Genomic DNA, 15,687 nt, shown 5'->3' on the forward strand with positions numbered 1-15,687 from the left:
GGGGCCGTACCCGGTCCGCCCCAGCCGGACGGTCAGGTGCGGGAGAGGGCCTTGCGCACGCCGTAGGCGGCGGCGCCGAGGGCCAGCACCACGGCGCCCCCCAGCACCGAGGCGCCGGGCAGGGCGAAGGCCAGCACCACGCACCCCGCCAGGCCGAACACCGGAACCACGCGCGGCGGGCGCCCCTCGGAGGGGGTGAGGGTCCAGGCGGAGGCGTTGGCGACGGCGTAGTAGGCGAGCACGCCGAAGGAGGAGAAGCCGATCGCCCCGCGCACGTCCGCGACGGCCGCCAGGACGGCGACGACCGCACCGACGGTGAGTTCGGCGCGGTGCGGCACGGCGAAGCGCGGGTGCACGGCGGCCAGGACGTGCGGAAGGTGCCGGTCGCGGGCCATCGCCAGGGTGGTGCGGGAGACACCGAGGATCAGTGCGAGCAGGGAGCCGAGGGCGGCCACCGCAGCGCCGACGCGCACCACCGGGGCCAGGCCGGGCGCCCCGGCCGCCCGGACCGCCTCCGTCAGCGGAGCGCCGGCGTGGGCCAGGCGGTCGGGGCCGAGAACGGCGAGGGCGGCGAGCGCGACGGCGGCGTACACCACCAGCGTGATGCCGAGCGCGAGCGGGATCGCGCGGGGGATGGTCCGCCGTGGGTCGCGGACCTCCTCGCCGAGGGTGGCGATGCGCGCGTACCCGGCGAAGGCGAAGAACAGGAACCCCGCCGCCTGGAGCACGCCGCGGAATCCGGCGTCCGTACCGACCGCCCAGTGGCCGGTGTCGACGTTGTCGCCGGTGAGGCAGGCGGTGACCACGGCGGCGAGCACGGCGAGTACGACGGCGACGATGGCGCGGGTGAGCCAGGCCGCCTTCTGCACCCCGAGGTAGTTCACCGTCGTCAAGGCCACCACCGCCGCGACCGCCACCGCGTGCGCCTGCTGTGGCCACACGTACGAGCCGACGGTCAGCGCCATCGCTCCGCACGACGCGGTCTTGCCGACCACGAACCCCCACCCGGCCAGGTAGCCCCAGAAGTCCCCGAGTCGCTCGCGCCCGTACACGTACGTGCCACCCGACCGCGGATAGCGGGCGGCCAGACGCGCGGAGGAGGTCGCGTTGCAGTACGCGACCACGGCGGCCAGCCCCAGACCCAGCAGCAGCCCAGAGCCGGCCGCCGAGGCCGCCGGGGCCAGCGCGGCGAAGATCCCGGCGCCGATCATCGAGCCGAGCCCGATCACCACAGCGTCGAACACGCCCAGGTGCCGCCTCAGCTCCCCGGGCCCGGTCGCCGGTGCCGACGAAGTCATGGATCCGTGCCTCTCGACGCTCTTCGATGTCGGCGCGCACCCTACTGGAGGTGCTGCACGAGGACGACCACCGGCCTCCGGGGCGGTGCGCTCACCGCGTCCGGTGGCCGTGCTCCTCGGAGTTCCGGTGGGCGTGCGCGACGATCTCGGAACGACCGAACGCGGTCAGACCAGCCCTGCCCCCCAGGCGCGGGCGCGGGCGAGCTCGCCGGTCCGCAGCGGGCCGTCGTTGTCCTCGACGATGAAGCCCTCGGGTTCGGCGACCATCTCGTAGTGGTGGCCGGAGAGCCGGCGGGCGATGCCGTTGGCGGCGCCACCGGCCCGGGGCATGTCGACCCGGGTGTCGAACGCGGCGGCGCAGGCGCCGGATCCGGCCTGCGGCAGATCGTGGAACCAGGCCCGCAGCCCCGGTCCCTCGGCGGTCTCCCGCGCCTCGGCCGCGGCCGGCTCACGGTCCTGCTTGTGCGCCTCGGCGGCGACGGCCATCCGTCTGCTGAGCCCGGAGGACATGCCGTGCATGTGGGTCGGTCCGCCGACCACCAGCAGGTCCGCGGACCGGGTGGTCTCCATGTCGGCCTCCGCCACCGGCAGGCAGTCCACAGCCGCCCTCGGGTCGGCCTGGTGGATTCCCTCGGCTATCGCCTCGGCGATCTCGCGGGTGTCGCCGTACATGCTCTCGTACACGATCACGGTGTGCATCGTCTCCACCTTTCGTCACCCCAGGCTCGCTCCGGGGCCGCCCGCCCGGCGCGGGTCGAACGGCCCGGACCGGGCGGCCGGACGGGCCTGCGCCGAGTGCCGTGTCCGCCGGGGATGCTCTCGGCGCCACCGGGGACGAGTGGCCCGCAACGGATTACCCCTTGGGGCCCGGCACCGGGGCCGTCAGGCCCTCGGGCAGCCGGGGGAGCGCTCGGAAGACTGGTGCACGGGAGCACCCGCCGCCCCGGTACGGAGGAGACATGTCCGCCACAGTCACCACGCCCAGGCACCCGTCGACGCACACGTCCCTGCGCCGCCACGTGCGCCGGGCGACCGGCAGGGACCACAGCCCGCTCTGCCGCCCGCTCGACCGGGCGTACAGCCGCCTCGTGGCCGGGCTTGCGCTGGCGATGCTCGCAACGCTGGTCGTGGCCGCCGCCGCTGCGCTGCTGGTGTACCGCGCCGAGACGCACACCGCCCAGCAGGCGGCTCGGCACCGGCACACCGTCACGGCGGTCACCACGGGCCCGGCGGGGTCGGCCGATCCGCGCGCGGGCGGCGTGCGGGTGTACGCCCCGGCCCGTTGGACCTACCCCGTCGGCCCCGGCACCGGGATCGTGCCCGTGCCGGACGGCACCCTCGCCGGGACGGCCGTCCGGGTCGGACTGAACGACGCCGGGGACCCCGTCCGTGCGCCCAAGCCGGTCGACCTGATCGTCACCGACGCCGTGCTCGTCGGCTTCGGCACGGTGACCGTGCTCGGCTTCGGCGCGGAGGGCGTCTTCGCGCTGCGCCGCCACGCGCTGGAGCGGCGGGCGGAGAAGGGCTGGGAGGCCGCCTGGGAGCAGGTGGAGCCGCGCTGGTCCGGGCGGCGGTGAACGGTGTCAGAGGTGGAAGTGGCGGGTCTCGCCCGGTCGGATCGTCGCCTCCGTGCCGCGCAGGCGGATGCGGACCGGTTCCTGGCGGTCCTCGCGCAGGCTGACCGTGACCGTACGGCGGTCGACGGCGATCGTCAGGCCCCAGTGGCTCCGGTAGCGCAGGTCGAGTTCCAGGTGACCGAGGGCGGACGGCAGGTGGGGGTCGAGCCAGAGGGCGTCCTCGCGCAGCTCCAAACCGGTGTAGCAGCGTTGCAGCAGGTCGACCGCGCCCGCCATGGCGCCGAGGTGGACGCCTTCCGCGGTGGTGCCGTGCTGGCTGTCGCGGAGGTCGGCGACCAGGGCGTCGCGGAAGTGGTGCCAGGAGGCGCGGTGGTCGGAGCGGGTGAGCACCCAGGCGTGCACCACGGAGCTGAGCGTCGAACCGTGCACGGTTCGACGCAGGTAGTACCCGGTGGTGCGGCGCAGCAACTCGTGGCCGGCCGGGTGGCCCAGACGCCGCAGCAGGTCACGGACCTCGCGGGCGGAGAACAGGAACCAGAGCATGAGCGCGTCGGCCTGCTTGGAGGCCTTGTAGCGGTTGACGGTGTCGCCCTCGGCCTCCAGGATCCGGTCGAGCCGCCGTAGGTCGGGGTAGCGGCGCCGGTAACTCTCCCAGTCGAGTTCGGCGAGCCGCTCGTAGCCGGCGAACTGGCTCAGCACGCCGTCGTGGAAGGGCACGTGGAGGTGCCGGCCGACTTCCTGCCAGCGGTCCAGTTCCAGGTCGTCCAGGGCGAGGCGTTCGCGCAGCTCGTCGCGGCGGTAGCCGGGCAGGACCTCCAAGGCGTCCTGGGCGCGGGCCAGCACCCAGGAGGCGAGCACGTTGGTGTAGGCGTTGTCGTCCAGGCCGGGCCGGGCCGCCCAGGGGTAGGCGTCGTGGTACTCGTCGGGGCCGAGCACGCCCCGGATCGACCAGTGCTCCTGGGAGCGGTCGTAGCAGGCGGCCGAGGACCAGAAGCGGGCGATCTCCAGCAGCATCTCGGCGCCGGCCGTGGCCAGGAAGTCCCGGTCCCCGGTGGACTGGTAGTACTGCCAGATGTTGTACGCGACGGCCGAGCCGACGTGCCGCTGGAGGTGGCTGTGGTCGGGCAGCCAGCGGCCGGACAGCGGGTTGAGGTGCAGCTGCTGGGACTCCTCCCGGCCGTCGGCGGCGCTCTGCCACGGGTACGCCGCCCCACGCAGGCCGAGCTCACGGGCCTGGCGGCGGGCGGCGTCGAGACGGCGGTGGCGGTAGCGGAGGACTGCGCGGGCCAGCTCCGGGAAGCGGAGGTTGAGCAGCCGCAGGACGAACAGCTCGTCCCAGAAGACGTGCCCGCGGTACGCCTCGCCGTGCAGGCCGCGGGCCGGGATGCCGACGTCCAGGTCGACGGAGTGCTCGGAGTAGGTCTGGAGCAGGTGGAACAGGTTGAGGTGCAGCGGGCCGGCGCCGTCGAAGTCGGCCTCGATCCGGCAGCGGCGCCACAACTCGGCCCAGCGTAGGGAGTGCTCGGTCAGCAGCTCGTCGAAGCTCCCGGCCTCGGCGGCGAGTTGGCGGGAGGCGCGCAGCGGGGTCTCGATCGCCCGGTCGCGGGAGGTGTGGACCGCGACGGTCTTGGTCACGGTGACGGGGCGGCCCTGTTCGGTGTCCAGGGTGAGGAGGTGGGCCGCCGAGCCCTCGCGGCACTCGGTGCCCACCCGCGCCGCGCGGTCCGTGCTCGTCCGGGCGCACAGGGCGATCCGCAGCGGAGAGCTGACGGCATCGGCCTCCAGCCAGAGCAGCCCGGCCTCGTCCACTCCTTGACCCGCCGGGACGAGGTGGCACGCGGTCAGCCCACGGTAGCGGAGCACACCGGTGTTGGTGACGCCGCCGTCCAGGGCCGAGCGGACCTCCAGCGGGCCGGACCAGTTCTCCGGCGTGAAGGTGCTCTCCAGTACGAGCAGGTGCGGCCGGGCCTGACTGGCAAGGCGGCGCTGCACCAGGAGGGTCCGCCGCCCCCGCTCGTCCACCACCAGCGCGCTGCGGGCCAGCACGCCACGGCGCAGGTCCAGCTCCAGGGTCTGCTCGGCAGGCGGTCCGGCGAACCACGTGCCGCCTGCCGGGCGGAAGGTCAGCGGCAGCCAGTTCGGGCAGTTGACGAGGTCCTCGTTGGTGACCGTCCGCCCCGCGACCGTCGACTCGACCCGGTCGTAGCAGCCAGCCAGGTACGTCCCCGGGTAGTGGACGCCGTCCGCGACGGACTCCGGCGCCGCGCCCCGGCTGACCAGGTAGCCGTTGCCGATCGCGCACAGCGCCTCGCGCAGCCCCTCCTCGACGGGGTCGAAGCCCTGGTAGCGGAGCGTCCACCGGTCCGGCATGTCGGGGTACCCCGCAGGCGGGTCTGGTGCCACGAGGTGACCTCCTGTGCCGACTGGCCTGCCTCCAGTCTGCGCACCGCGCCGCCGGGCCGCTCGCCGCTGGTCCGCCCGCCGCCGGATTCAGCCACCGGCCCGCCCGGCGCGGACCGGTCGGGGAGGGCGGTCGACGGGTGACCGGTCCCCCGTCGCCAGCCCGTCCCTCTGGGGCCCCGGCCGCCACGCCGTTCGGCGGGCTGGTCGGGGCCGGTCGGCCCTCCCCGCGTGGGCGGCGCGCGCGGAGGCTGGAGGGGTAGCACGGCGACGGCCGAGGAGGCGCCATGTCCACCGTCCACCCGCCGCACACCACCACCGAGGCCCTGCTGGCCGACGGCACCACCGTCGAACTCCGCCCGCTCGGCCCGGACGACCACCAGGCGGTGCTCGGCCTGCACGCCGAAGGGATGTCCGAGGAGAGCCGCCGGATGCGCTTCTTCGGCGTGAGCCGCAACGCGCCCGCGCAGGCCGCCGACCGGCTGTGCACACCGCGGCCAGGTCTCCTGGCGCTCGGCGCCTGGGTGGGGGAGGCGCTGATCGGCGAGGCGGACTGCGAGCTGTTGGACGAGCCGCCGGAGACCGCCGAGCTGGCCCTCTCGGTGGCCGACAGCTGGCAGGGCCGGGGCGCGGCCACCCTGCTGCTGGAACACCTGGTGCACGCCGCCCGAGCCGCCGACATCCGCTTCTTCGAGGCCGACACCCTGTTCGGCAACCGGGCCGTCCACCAGGTCTTCGCCGACCTCGGGCTCCCGGTCGAGCGCCGCTACGCCCAGGGCGAGGTCAGGATCCGGGTACCGCTGGACGACGAGGACGGCGAGCGCTACCGCTCGGCCGTGGACGAACGCGGCCGCCGCGCCGACCTCGCGAGCCTGACGTCGCTGCTGCGCCCCGCCTCGGTGGCGGTGGTCGGGGCGTCCCGGCGGGCGGGCTCGGTCGGGCGGACCGTCCTCGGGAAGATCCGGCGGGGCGGCTTCGTGGGCGAGGTCTGGGCGGTCAACCCGTATGCCGCGGAGATCGACGGCCGGCTCGCCTACCCGTCCGTCCGCGCACTGCCCGCCGTGCCGGACCTCGCCGTACTGGCCGTGCCCGCGGGCGCCGTCCCCGCGGTGGCCCAGGAATGTGGCGCCGCCGGCGTCCGGGCGCTGGTCGTGCTCACCTCCGGCCTCGGGGCGGACGAGGCCCGCGGGCTGATGCGGGCCTGCCGTCGGCACAGCATGCGCCTGGTCGGGCCGAACAGCCTCGGTATGGCCCAGACCGATCCCGTCGTCCGGCTGGACGCCGAGTTCGGCGGCGCCTTCCCGAGGCCGGGCAGCGCCGGCGTGGCGGTGCAGAGCGGTGGCGTGGGGATCGCGCTGTTGCAGCGGCTGGCCTGGCTGGGCGTCGGGGTGTCGAGCTTCGTCTCGCTCGGTGACAAGTACGACGTCAGCGGCAACGATCTGCTCCAGTGGTGGGAGGCGGACGGCCGGACCGATCTCGCGCTGCTCCACCTGGAGTCCTTCGGCAGCCCGCGCGCCTTCGCCCGCACCGCCCGCCGGGTCACCCGGACGATCCCGGTGCTGACCGTCGACGCCGGACGCTCCACCGCCGGCCGCCGGGGCGCCGCCTCGCACACCGCGGCCGCCGCCACCCCCACCGTCGCCCGGGAGACGCTGTTCCGACAGGCCGGCATCACGGCCACCCGCAGCATCGAGGAACTCGTCGAGGCCGCCGCCCTGTTGCGCGCCCAGCCGCTGCCCGCCCCGCGCGGCGCGGTCGCCGTGGTCTCCAACGCGGGCGGAATCGGCATCCTGGCCGCCGACGCCTGCGTCGAGGCCGGACTGACCCTGCCGGAACTCCCCGCGAAGCTGGGGGAGTTGCTTCCGCCCGGCGCCTCCGTCCGCAACCCGGTGGACACCACGGCGGCGGTGCGCCCCACCGAACTCGCCCTGTTCCTGCACGCGTTGGAGCAGGAGGAGGGCGTCGACGCGATCCTGGTCTGCCTGGTGCCGACAGCGCTGTGCGAGACCCCCGGTCACGACCCGGTGCGCGCCCTGCTGGAGGGCCCGGCCCTGCGGCGCGTCCCGATCGCGGCCGTACTGCTCGACCAGCAGGTGCCCGTCCGGTACCACGGCTGCGCCGACGGCGGCAGCCTCCCGGCCTACTCCGACAGCCTCTCCGCCGCCTGCGCCCTCGCCCACGCCCGGGACCGCGCCCGCTGGCTCGCGGAGCCGTCCTCGCCGCCGGCCGACGCCCCGGGCTGCGACCGCCGCGCCGCCCGCAGTGTGGTGGACGGCTACCTCACCGCCCATCCCGAGGGCGGCTGGCTCGACCCGCTTTCCACCGCCGACCTGCTGGAGGCCTACGGGCTGCCGCTGACCACCTCGGTGTGGGCCCGCGACGAGCACATGGCGTCCGTCAGCGCGGCGGGGCTGCGTCGCCTCGGGTACGAGGGGAGGGTGGTCCTGAAGGCCTACTGGCCCGGGCAGGTGCACAAGAGCGCCGCGGGAGCGGTCCGCACCGGACTGGGTGATGATGCCGAAGTGCGCTCTGCCTACCGGGAGTTCACGCGACGGTTCGGGGACAGGCTGGCCGGAGCGGTGGTCCAGCCGATGGCCGCGCCCGGCGTCGAGCTGCTCGCGGGAGTCGTGCAGGACCAGGTGTTCGGCCCGCTGATCGTCCTCGGCCTGGGCGGCACCGCCGCCGACGTGCTGGCCGACCGGGTGGCCCGGCTCGCCCCGCTCAGCGAACGCGACCTGAGCACGATGGTCACCGAACTGCGCAGCGCGCCGCTGCTACTGGGCGACGGCGGGGCGCCACCCGTCGACCTCGCCGCCGTACGGTCCGTCCTCGCCCGGCTGTCCCGGCTCGCCGACGACTTCCCCGAACTCGCCCAGGCCGATCTCAACCCCGTCATCGCCCGCCCGGACGGCGCGCTCTGCGTGGACGCCCGGGTCCGCCTCGAACGCCGTCCGTCCTTCGACCCCTACCTGCGACGGCTGCGCCGCCCGGCGGCCGTCGAGGGGGAGTGAACCCCCATGAAGCACAGCATTCTCGACGGCACCCCGGCCGACACCTTCCCGGTTGTCGAGCCCGCACGCCCACCCGTCCGCACCCGGGTCCGCGACTGCATGAGCCGTGCCGCTGTCGCCGTCACCCCCCGCACCGACTTCGCCACCATGTCCGCAGTGCTGATCGCCTCCCGGCGCGGCATCACGCCCGTGGTGGGCGCCGACGGCACCGTCGCCGGTGTGGTCGCCGCCTCCGACCTGCTCGTCGCCCATGCCGCGGAGGACCCGGACCGGGAACTCCTCGCCCGGGACCTGATGACCTCCCCAGCGGTCACCGTCACGGAGGACATGAGCGTCACCGAGGCGGTGGCCTTGGTCGCCGGGCACTCCCTGCACCACCTGCCCGTCGTGGACGCCGACGGCCGCCTGACCGGTCTGCTCTCCACGCACGACCTGCTGGACGCCCTGCGCCGCGAGGACGAGGCCGTCCGCTCCGAGGCGTTCGCCCTCGCCCTCACACCCGGCAGCGGAGTCGTCCCGGCCTCCCTGCACATCCGCTGCGAACGCGGACTGCTCTCGATCACCGGCCGCACCCGCACCCGCGGCGACGCCGCCACCCTCTGCCTCCAACTCGCCCGCATCGACGGACTCAGGGCCCTGGCCGACCACCTCAGCTGGGACCTGGACGACATCGATCCGGGGCCGCCGGTCACTGACGACGCGGACACCACGGGTTCCGGCGGTGGGCCGAGCGGGTGAGGCTCGGCGCACCGCCGACCGGCCGCGTCCGGATCGTTCCGCGCTGGCGGCCGCTGCGTGATAGACGTCGGGGACGCGGCCGCCGCCGCGTGTCCACCCGCAGACCGGCGCCGAGGAGGGCGATGCGCTTGTCGGCCGACCACCGGTCCCCGGCACCCGGCGCGGACCCATCGGATCCGGCGGCGCTCGTCCGCACCTTCGGCTACCTGGAGCTGCTGGCGCTGGCGGCCGTCCTCGGGGTGCTGATCTCGGCCGCGGCCTACGGCTTCCTCGCCCTGGTCTCCAGACTGCAGTCGGCGACCTACACGGACCTGCCGAAGGCGCTGGGCTTCCAGGGGACACCGCCCTGGTGGCCGTTGCCGCTGCTGGGCGTCGCCGGGCTGCTGGTCGGCGCGGCCGTCCGCCACCTCCCCGGAACCGGCGGGCACGAACCGACCGCGGGCCTGGCGACCACGGGCACACCGAGCGCGATCGAGCTACCGGGAGTGTTCCTCGCCGCGCTGGCCACCCTCGGCCTGGGCGCGGTCCTGGGGCCGGAGGCGCCGCTGATCGCCCTGGGCGGCGGGCTGGCGGTGCTGGCGGTCAAGCGGCCCGGCCGGGACGTCGCCCCGCCGGTCGTCGCCGTCGTCGGGGCCGCCGGAAGCTTCGCGGCCGTCAGCACGCTGCTGGGGTCGCCGCTGCTCGGCGCCTTCCTGCTGATGGAGGCCTCGGGGCTCGGAGGCCCGATGATGGGGGCGGTGCTGGTCCCCGGCCTGCTCGCCGCCGGTATCGGCTCCCTGGTCTTCCTCGGCCTCGGCAGCTGGACCGGTCTCGGCACCTACTCCCTGACACTGACCGACGTGCCGCACGCGGACCGGCCCGACCTCCCGGGGTTCGGCTGGGCGCTGGTGATCGGGGTGGCGGCGGCCCTGCTCGGCGCCGGTATCCGCCGGTTGGCCCTCCTGCTCCGGGCTCGGGTCGAGCGGCGCACGGTGCCCGCGACGGTGGTGATGGGCCTGGTGGTCGCCGGGTGCGCCATCGCCTACGCCGAGGCCACCGGCAAGGGCGCGGCCGAGGTGCTCTACTCCGGGCAGAGCGCGATCGGCCCGCTGCTGGCGGGTCACGCGGGTTATTCGGTCGGTGCCCTGGGCCTGCTCGTCGCCTGCAAGGGACTGGCCTACTGCGCCTCGCTCAGCGCGTTCCGGGGCGGGCCGGTGTTCCCGGCGATGTTCTTGGGGGCGGCCGGGGGCACGGCCCTCTCCCACCTGGCGGGACTGCCGCTCACCGCCGCGTTCGCGACGGGGATCGGCGCCATGTGCGTCGCGCTGCTGCGGCTGCCGATGACCTCGGTGCTGCTCGCGACCCTGCTGCTGGGCGCCGACGGGCTCACCGTCATGCCGCTGGTGATCGTCTCGGTGGTGGTCGCCTACGTCCTGACGCTGCGGATCGGCCCAAGCGGTGCGGGAGCGAGCGCCCCTGTCGTTCGTGGCTGAAGGGGAGCGGGGCCTGTCGGTCACCGCCGGCCTGAGAGGACCGCCCCGGCCGGGGAGGCGCGGCCGGGGCGGAGGGATCACGGGCCGGGGAGAAGGGACGTCCGGCCCGTAGCGGGTCAGGTGCCGAGGATCTTTGCCTTCTGGGTGGCGAACTCGGCCTCGGTCAGGACGCCCTGCTCCTTGAGGGCGCCGAGCTTCTGGAGCTGGGCGATCGTGTCGTCGGTGCTGCCGGGAGCAGCGGCCGGCGGCGGATCCCGGTAGGCGGCGGCCTGGTCCTGCTGGGCCCACCGGCCGGCCTGCCGCCGTGAGACGCGGTTGGAGACGGCCGTCGCCGTCCCCGCGACCACGGCGGTGCGGGCCACTCCTCGAATCAGTCCGGGCACGGGTTCCTCCTTCGGTCGTGCTTCGGTTCGTGCGGGTCGTACGGCGCCGGTCAGACGGGGCTGCCGGCGTCCTCGACGGCTGTCAGAGCCGCCAGGACGTCCTGGACCGGGATCCGACCGCTGGCGACGAGCTGGGCGCCGGCGCGGCGCAGGGCTCCCACCATCGGAGCGGCCCAGAGGTTCTCGTAGACGAGGACGGCGGCCGAGCTGCCGGGTTCCAGGGCCTTGGCCGCCTCACTGATGTCGTCGTCGCCGAGCAGGCCCGAGGAGGCCCCTTCGAACACGGTGAGGTCGAGCTGTCCGTCGCCGGTCAGATCGGCGAGTTCCAGCGCGGTCAGCGAGCCGTCCGGCTCCTTCTTGACGAAGGTCAGGTCCAGGATCCGGATGATGCCCCGTTCGACCAGGTCCAGGAGCAGGGGCATGCCCTCGCCGGTCAGACGGGTACCGGGGAACTCCACGATCAGGTAGTCGATCGGGCCGGTTTCGTTGAACTCTTCGTCGATGGTGTCGCTCATGGCAGCTCCTCGTGCTGTTCAGTGGAATCACCGGGTCCGCCCGGAGGCGTACCGCGGGTGGGAGCCGGGACGCGGCCGTAGCCGCTCCCGGTGGCGGGCAGCCGACGGGTGAAGGGGAAGCCGGCCAGGGTGATGCCGGCGGCGGCCAGCACGGCCACCTTTAGGCCGTCGAGCTGGGCCGTCCGGTAGGCCGAGACGACGGCGTCCGCCTCCTCCGGCGGGATCGAGGTCTTGGCGAGGGCAGCGGCGGCCTGGTCGGCAGGTACGAAGTTGAGCCCCGACTCGATCCGGATGCCGGCCTGTTGTCGGACCGTCTCCGAGACCGCCGGGTCCTTGGCCATCGCTGCCGTGAAGGCGGCCGCCAGGGCGCTGATCACGATGGCTCCGATCAGCGCGGTGCCCAGCGACGAGCCGAGGTTCTGAGCGGTGTACTGCAGCCCGCCTACCTCGCTGCGCTCGGACTCGCCGACACTCGACTGCACGACGTTGCCCAGCTGGGAGGCGAGCAGGCCCATGCCGAGACCGAGCAGCGCCATCGCCAGGGCGAAGGACAGGTCGTCGAGTTCGGGCTCGATGGTGCCGAGCAGCCAGAGGGTCGCGGCGAAGAGCACCAGCAGGCCGGTCCGGACCACCGTGCGCGGGGACACGAACCTGTTCAGCGCGGGGCCGCTCAGCGCCGCCACGAGCATCGTGACCGACACGGGCAGCAGCCGCAGGCCGGTTTCGAAGGCGTTGAGCCCCAGCACCACCTGGAGGTAGAGCGGAATGGCGAAGAACAGGCCGAGCAGGATGACGTTCTGGCTGAACAGCATCAGCAGGCCGGAACGCAGGCTCGGAATGCGGAACAGGCTGAACCGCACCAACGGATCCGCCCGGTGCTCCTCCCAGAGGCGGAGGAGATAGAGCAGGACGAGGCCGAGGGCGATGACGAAGACCGTCGGGGAGAACCCGAAAACGGTGAAAGGGGGGTTGCGCGGATGGAGCCATCCCCACGAGCTGCTCTGCAGCACGGCCAGCACCACCAGGGCCAGTCCCGCGACCGACAGCAGCACCCCGCCCAGGTCGAGCCGGGGCCGGGTCGCGGGCGCGGGCTGCGGCGTGATCCAGCGGATCAGGAGGAGGATGACCACCACGAGGACGGCCTCCCCGGCGAACACCAGGCGCCAGGTCAGGTACGTGGTCACCCACCCGCCGAGCAACGGGCCCACCGCGATCCCCGCACCGGCGAGGCCGCCGATGACCCCGTAGGAGACCGCGCGGTCCCGGCCCTGGTAGGTGCTCGCCACGAGGGCGGCCAGGGCGGGGAGGACCAGCGCGGCACCGAAGCCCTCGATGACGGACCAGCCCAGTGCCAGCACCCCGAGCGTGGGCGCGACGGCGGTGAGCGCCGATCCCACCCCGTAGACGACGAGCCCGCCGGCGAACACCCGGCGGCGACCGAACATGTCGGCGAGTTTGCCGCCGGTGATCATGAAGGCTGCCATGACCAGCGTGTAGAGCGTGATGACCGCCTGGATCGCCGTCACCTCGGTGTCGAAGTCGATGACCAGCTGGCTGATCGACACGTTCATCACCGATGCGTCCAGCACCATGAGGAACTGCGCCATCCCCAGGATGATCAGCGCCTTCCACCGGTTCACGGCACCTCCTGAAGGGTTCACGCGTCCGCGCTCGCGTCGATCCGGCCACGCTCACGTGTTCCGCGTGCTGTGGGCGTCACGTCCCCGTCCGCCGATGCGCCGGGTTGGCCGCCCTGACGCTTTCCCGGACGCGTCCTCGGACGTGGGCCATCGCGCCGGTCAGGAGGAGGAGGGCACTGATGAGGATCCAGCCGTCCCTCTCGTCGACGCTCAGAGCGGCGGGTGCGGGGCGGTCCGGCGCGGATGCACCGTGCGGAGCAGGGCGCAGCATCCCCTTGGCGATCGCGACGACGCCCGACAGCGCGTGCTTGATCGCGCCTGCGATGATCATCGACGAGCCGATCACGACCCAGTCGACTCGTCCGAGCTCGGTGGGTCCGGTTGCGACGGTGCGACGCGTTACCAGGTGGTGGGTGCCGGGCATGTGCCTCGCCTCCTTGCTGGATGCGGTGGGACGATCCCTACCTTCCGACGTTCGCAGGGCCCGCGCGAAGTGCCATGGGCCGTCCGGCCCATGGCCCGGGGGGCCGGACGCCCGCAGGACTCCGCGTCACGGCGCCGTTCCTGTGCGCGACCGGACGACGGGCAGGGCCGTATGGACCACTGCCGCGGTCCGAGCGGCCCTGCCCGGCCGGCGGGCCCGGCCCTACGGTGGCCACAGGGCTCCGGTTCCGGGGTCCGTCAGCCAGCCGAGCTAGCGAGGCGGTCGTAGTGGAAGACCACGACCCACTCCGCACCAGGACGGGGGACGCCCAGGGCGCCACGTCGGTGGCCTTGGAGGGCGAACTCGACATCGCCACCGCGCCGCTCCTGATCGACGCCGTCGTGCGGGCTCTCGCGGCTCGCCGGCCACGGCTGGACCTCGACGTAGCGGCCCTCACCTTCTGCGACGCCGCCGGTGTGCACGCCCTTCTCCAGGCCCGCCGGATCTGCCGCGTCCACTGTGCGGGGTTCCGGCTCGTCGGCGTCCGACCGGGGCTCGGCCGGATCCTCGTTCTCCTCCGCCTCACCGACCTCCTGACTTCTCCGGCCGAGCCGGTCGGGAGCGGGGCGGGTGCCGGTTCACCGGATCCCCTCCACGCGAGTTCTCCCCCCTCTCGCCTCCCGTTCCCGGCGAGGCTGCCGCTACCGAAGGAGTCCATGTCATGACCAGCAGTGTCACCGATGCGGGCCGCACCGCCCAGGCACCCGAGAACCGTCCCTTCGTGACCGGGTGGACAGTCTTCGCCGCGATCATGCTGATCGCCGGCGGCATCATGGCGATCTTCGAGGGGATCGCCGGCATCGCCAAGGACAGCCTGATAGTCGTCACCCGGCACTACGTGTACTCGATGAACACCACGGGATGGGGGTGGATCCACCTGATCCTCGGGGTCGTCCTCGTCCTGGCCGGTGTGGCGCTGTTCAGCGGCGCCGTCTGGGCCCGTGCCGTCGGCGTGGTCGTCGCCGGGCTGGGAATGATCGCGAACTTCCTGTGGCTGCCCTACTACCCGTTCTGGGCGGTCGTCCTGATCGCGCTCGACGTCTTCGTCATCTGGGCGCTGTGCGTCGGAACGGTCAGAAAGGAGACCTGACGGCCCGGAGGGCGCCCGTCCCGGGCCCTGACACCGTGGCCGGCCCGGCCCCCGGCGATCAGCCGGGGGCCGGGCCGCTTCCCGTGGACCTCAGTCGTCGGCCGAGGCCGGCTCGGGCGTCGCCAGCAGCCGGGCCAGTCGGCCCTGGCCCGCCACCACGTAGCCGGTGCTGATCCCGAGCGTGACGGCCGTGAACACCACGATGAGCCAGCTGAGCAGGGTGAAGACCAGGCCGAGGGGGCCGAACTGCGTCACGCTGCGCTCCAGCGAGCGGGGGACGTAGAGCCGCGATCCCCACGCGAGCGCCGTCAGGGCGGCACCGGTCAGCACGGCCCCGGGCAGCAGCGGGAGCCAGGGGACACGGCCGCCGAGCAGCAGGTGCTGTGTCCACCACCAGAGCAGAGCGGCGGTGAGCAGGTACAGGAAGACCCCGAGGCCGTGGCCCACTCCGAACCCGGACCACACCTTCCCCTGGACGGTCAGGGCGGTCAGCCAGACCAGCAGCCAGGCGAGCCACCGCCAGGCCGCCAGGCGTCCCGCCAGATGGGGCAGGTGCCAGCTCCGCTCGCACAAGCGCTGCAGTGCGCGGCTGCAACTCGTGGCCGAGAGCAGGGTCACCAGGATTCCGACGGCGCCGAAGGTGTCGGTGGTCTGGGTCAGGTCGGTCTGGAGCACGTGGTTGACCTCGTCGAGCGAGGCGCCGCGCAGCCCCAGGACGGTGCGCAAGGATTCGGAGACGCTGTTGCGCACCTCCTGGGGCATGAAGGCGGCCAGTACGAACAGCACCGGAACGGCGGTCAGGAAGGCCTGCGCCGCGAGGCGGGTGGACATGTCCAGGACATGGATGTGGACCAGCTGCGCCACCAGCCGGCGCGGGAACGGGGCGTCGCGCAGCGTGGCCGTCCGCCCCCGCAACCAGGTGGATCCGGCGCGGAGCCACCGGGAGCGGCCGGGCCGGCCGGGCTGTTCCGCCACTGTGTTCTCCCTCCGGCCGATGTCGGCCCTCCGGCCGCCGTGGTTCGTCGCCGACGCGAGGACCCCGGATTCCGTCCAAGACTGCGCGACGGGAGGATGCGGGG

14 protein-coding genes are annotated in these 15,687 nt (G+C 73.9%); 6 read left to right on the top strand and 8 right to left on the bottom strand.

Annotated features, from left to right (window positions below):
• Positions 1 to 32: 32 nt before the first annotated feature.
• Both HS99_RS02385 and HS99_RS02390 read right to left on the bottom strand, forming a co-directional pair.
• A complete protein-coding gene (locus HS99_RS02385) occupies positions 33 to 1,298 on the bottom strand; it encodes an APC family permease (protein ID WP_030555611.1) in 1,266 nt (421 codons plus the stop codon).
• A 165-nt stretch (positions 1,299 to 1,463) separates the two neighbouring features.
• On the bottom strand, positions 1,464 to 1,997 hold the full coding sequence (locus tag HS99_RS02390) for a flavodoxin family protein (protein ID WP_030555609.1): 534 nt from the start codon (positions 1,995 to 1,997) through the stop codon (positions 1,464 to 1,466).
• A gap of 260 nt (positions 1,998 to 2,257) precedes the next feature.
• Between HS99_RS02390 and HS99_RS02395 the strand changes: the two genes are divergently transcribed.
• Positions 2,258 to 2,875, top strand: coding sequence for an Rv1733c family protein (locus tag HS99_RS02395; protein ID WP_050367052.1), 618 nt, complete (start codon positions 2,258 to 2,260; stop codon positions 2,873 to 2,875).
• A gap of 6 nt (positions 2,876 to 2,881) precedes the next feature.
• Here the strand turns inward: HS99_RS02395 and HS99_RS02400 are convergent, their stop codons facing one another.
• The gene (locus tag HS99_RS02400; RefSeq protein ID WP_232790626.1) at positions 2,882 to 5,278 is read right to left on the bottom strand and encodes a glycoside hydrolase family 65 protein; all 2,397 of its coding nucleotides are present in this window, start codon (positions 5,276 to 5,278) and stop codon (positions 2,882 to 2,884) included.
• A gap of 284 nt (positions 5,279 to 5,562) precedes the next feature.
• Between HS99_RS02400 and HS99_RS02405 the strand changes: the two genes are divergently transcribed.
• The 3 genes from HS99_RS02405 (at position 5,563) to HS99_RS02415 (ending at position 10,496) form a co-directional block, all read left to right on the top strand.
• Complete coding sequence (locus tag HS99_RS02405; RefSeq protein ID WP_043481129.1) at positions 5,563 to 8,286, top strand: bifunctional acetate--CoA ligase family protein/GNAT family N-acetyltransferase; 2,724 nt, start codon at positions 5,563 to 5,565, stop codon at positions 8,284 to 8,286.
• A gap of 6 nt (positions 8,287 to 8,292) precedes the next feature.
• On the top strand, positions 8,293 to 9,024 hold the full coding sequence (locus HS99_RS02410; RefSeq protein WP_030285795.1) for a CBS domain-containing protein: 732 nt from the start codon (positions 8,293 to 8,295) through the stop codon (positions 9,022 to 9,024).
• 122 nt (positions 9,025 to 9,146) lie between these two features.
• Positions 9,147 to 10,496, top strand: coding sequence for a chloride channel protein (locus HS99_RS02415; protein WP_030555604.1), 1,350 nt, complete (start codon positions 9,147 to 9,149; stop codon positions 10,494 to 10,496).
• A 116-nt stretch (positions 10,497 to 10,612) separates the two neighbouring features.
• Here the strand turns inward: HS99_RS02415 and HS99_RS02420 are convergent, their stop codons facing one another.
• The 4 genes from HS99_RS02420 to HS99_RS02435 form a co-directional block, all read right to left on the bottom strand.
• Positions 10,613 to 10,879 (bottom strand): SHOCT domain-containing protein, encoded by a 267-nt coding sequence (locus HS99_RS02420; protein ID WP_030555603.1) that lies wholly within the window; start codon positions 10,877 to 10,879, stop codon positions 10,613 to 10,615.
• Between the two features lie 50 nt (positions 10,880 to 10,929).
• Entirely contained in the window at positions 10,930 to 11,394 is a 465-nt protein-coding gene (locus HS99_RS02425) for a DUF6325 family protein (protein ID WP_046385470.1), read from the bottom strand.
• Positions 11,391 to 13,034: an MFS transporter gene (locus HS99_RS02430; protein WP_094743023.1), complete on the bottom strand. Its 1,644-nt coding sequence runs from the start codon at positions 13,032 to 13,034 to the stop codon at positions 11,391 to 11,393. Before HS99_RS02430 ends, HS99_RS02425 begins: the two co-directional genes overlap by 4 nt.
• Positions 13,035 to 13,110: 76 nt before the next feature.
• Entirely contained in the window at positions 13,111 to 13,458 is a 348-nt protein-coding gene (locus tag HS99_RS02435) for a hypothetical protein (protein ID WP_030285786.1), read from the bottom strand.
• Between the two features lie 74 nt (positions 13,459 to 13,532).
• On the opposite strand from HS99_RS02435, the gene HS99_RS48305 reads away from it, so the two are divergent.
• Both HS99_RS48305 and HS99_RS02445 read left to right on the top strand, forming a co-directional pair.
• On the top strand, positions 13,533 to 14,183 hold the full coding sequence (locus tag HS99_RS48305; RefSeq protein ID WP_360329626.1) for an STAS domain-containing protein: 651 nt from the start codon (positions 13,533 to 13,535) through the stop codon (positions 14,181 to 14,183).
• On the top strand, positions 14,180 to 14,608 hold the full coding sequence (locus HS99_RS02445; protein ID WP_046385471.1) for a DUF7144 family membrane protein: 429 nt from the start codon (positions 14,180 to 14,182) through the stop codon (positions 14,606 to 14,608). Before HS99_RS48305 ends, HS99_RS02445 begins: the two co-directional genes overlap by 4 nt.
• A 90-nt stretch (positions 14,609 to 14,698) precedes the next feature.
• Here HS99_RS02445 and HS99_RS02450 read toward each other — a convergent pair whose 3' ends face one another.
• Positions 14,699 to 15,583 carry a YhjD/YihY/BrkB family envelope integrity protein gene (locus HS99_RS02450; RefSeq protein ID WP_046385472.1) on the bottom strand — a complete coding sequence of 295 codons (885 nt, stop codon included), beginning with the start codon at positions 15,581 to 15,583 and terminating at the stop codon, positions 14,699 to 14,701.
• Positions 15,584 to 15,687: the final 104 nt, after the last annotated feature.

Source organism: Kitasatospora aureofaciens (genome assembly GCF_001188955.3).
GTDB lineage: Bacteria > Actinomycetota > Actinomycetes > Streptomycetales > Streptomycetaceae > Kitasatospora > Kitasatospora aureofaciens.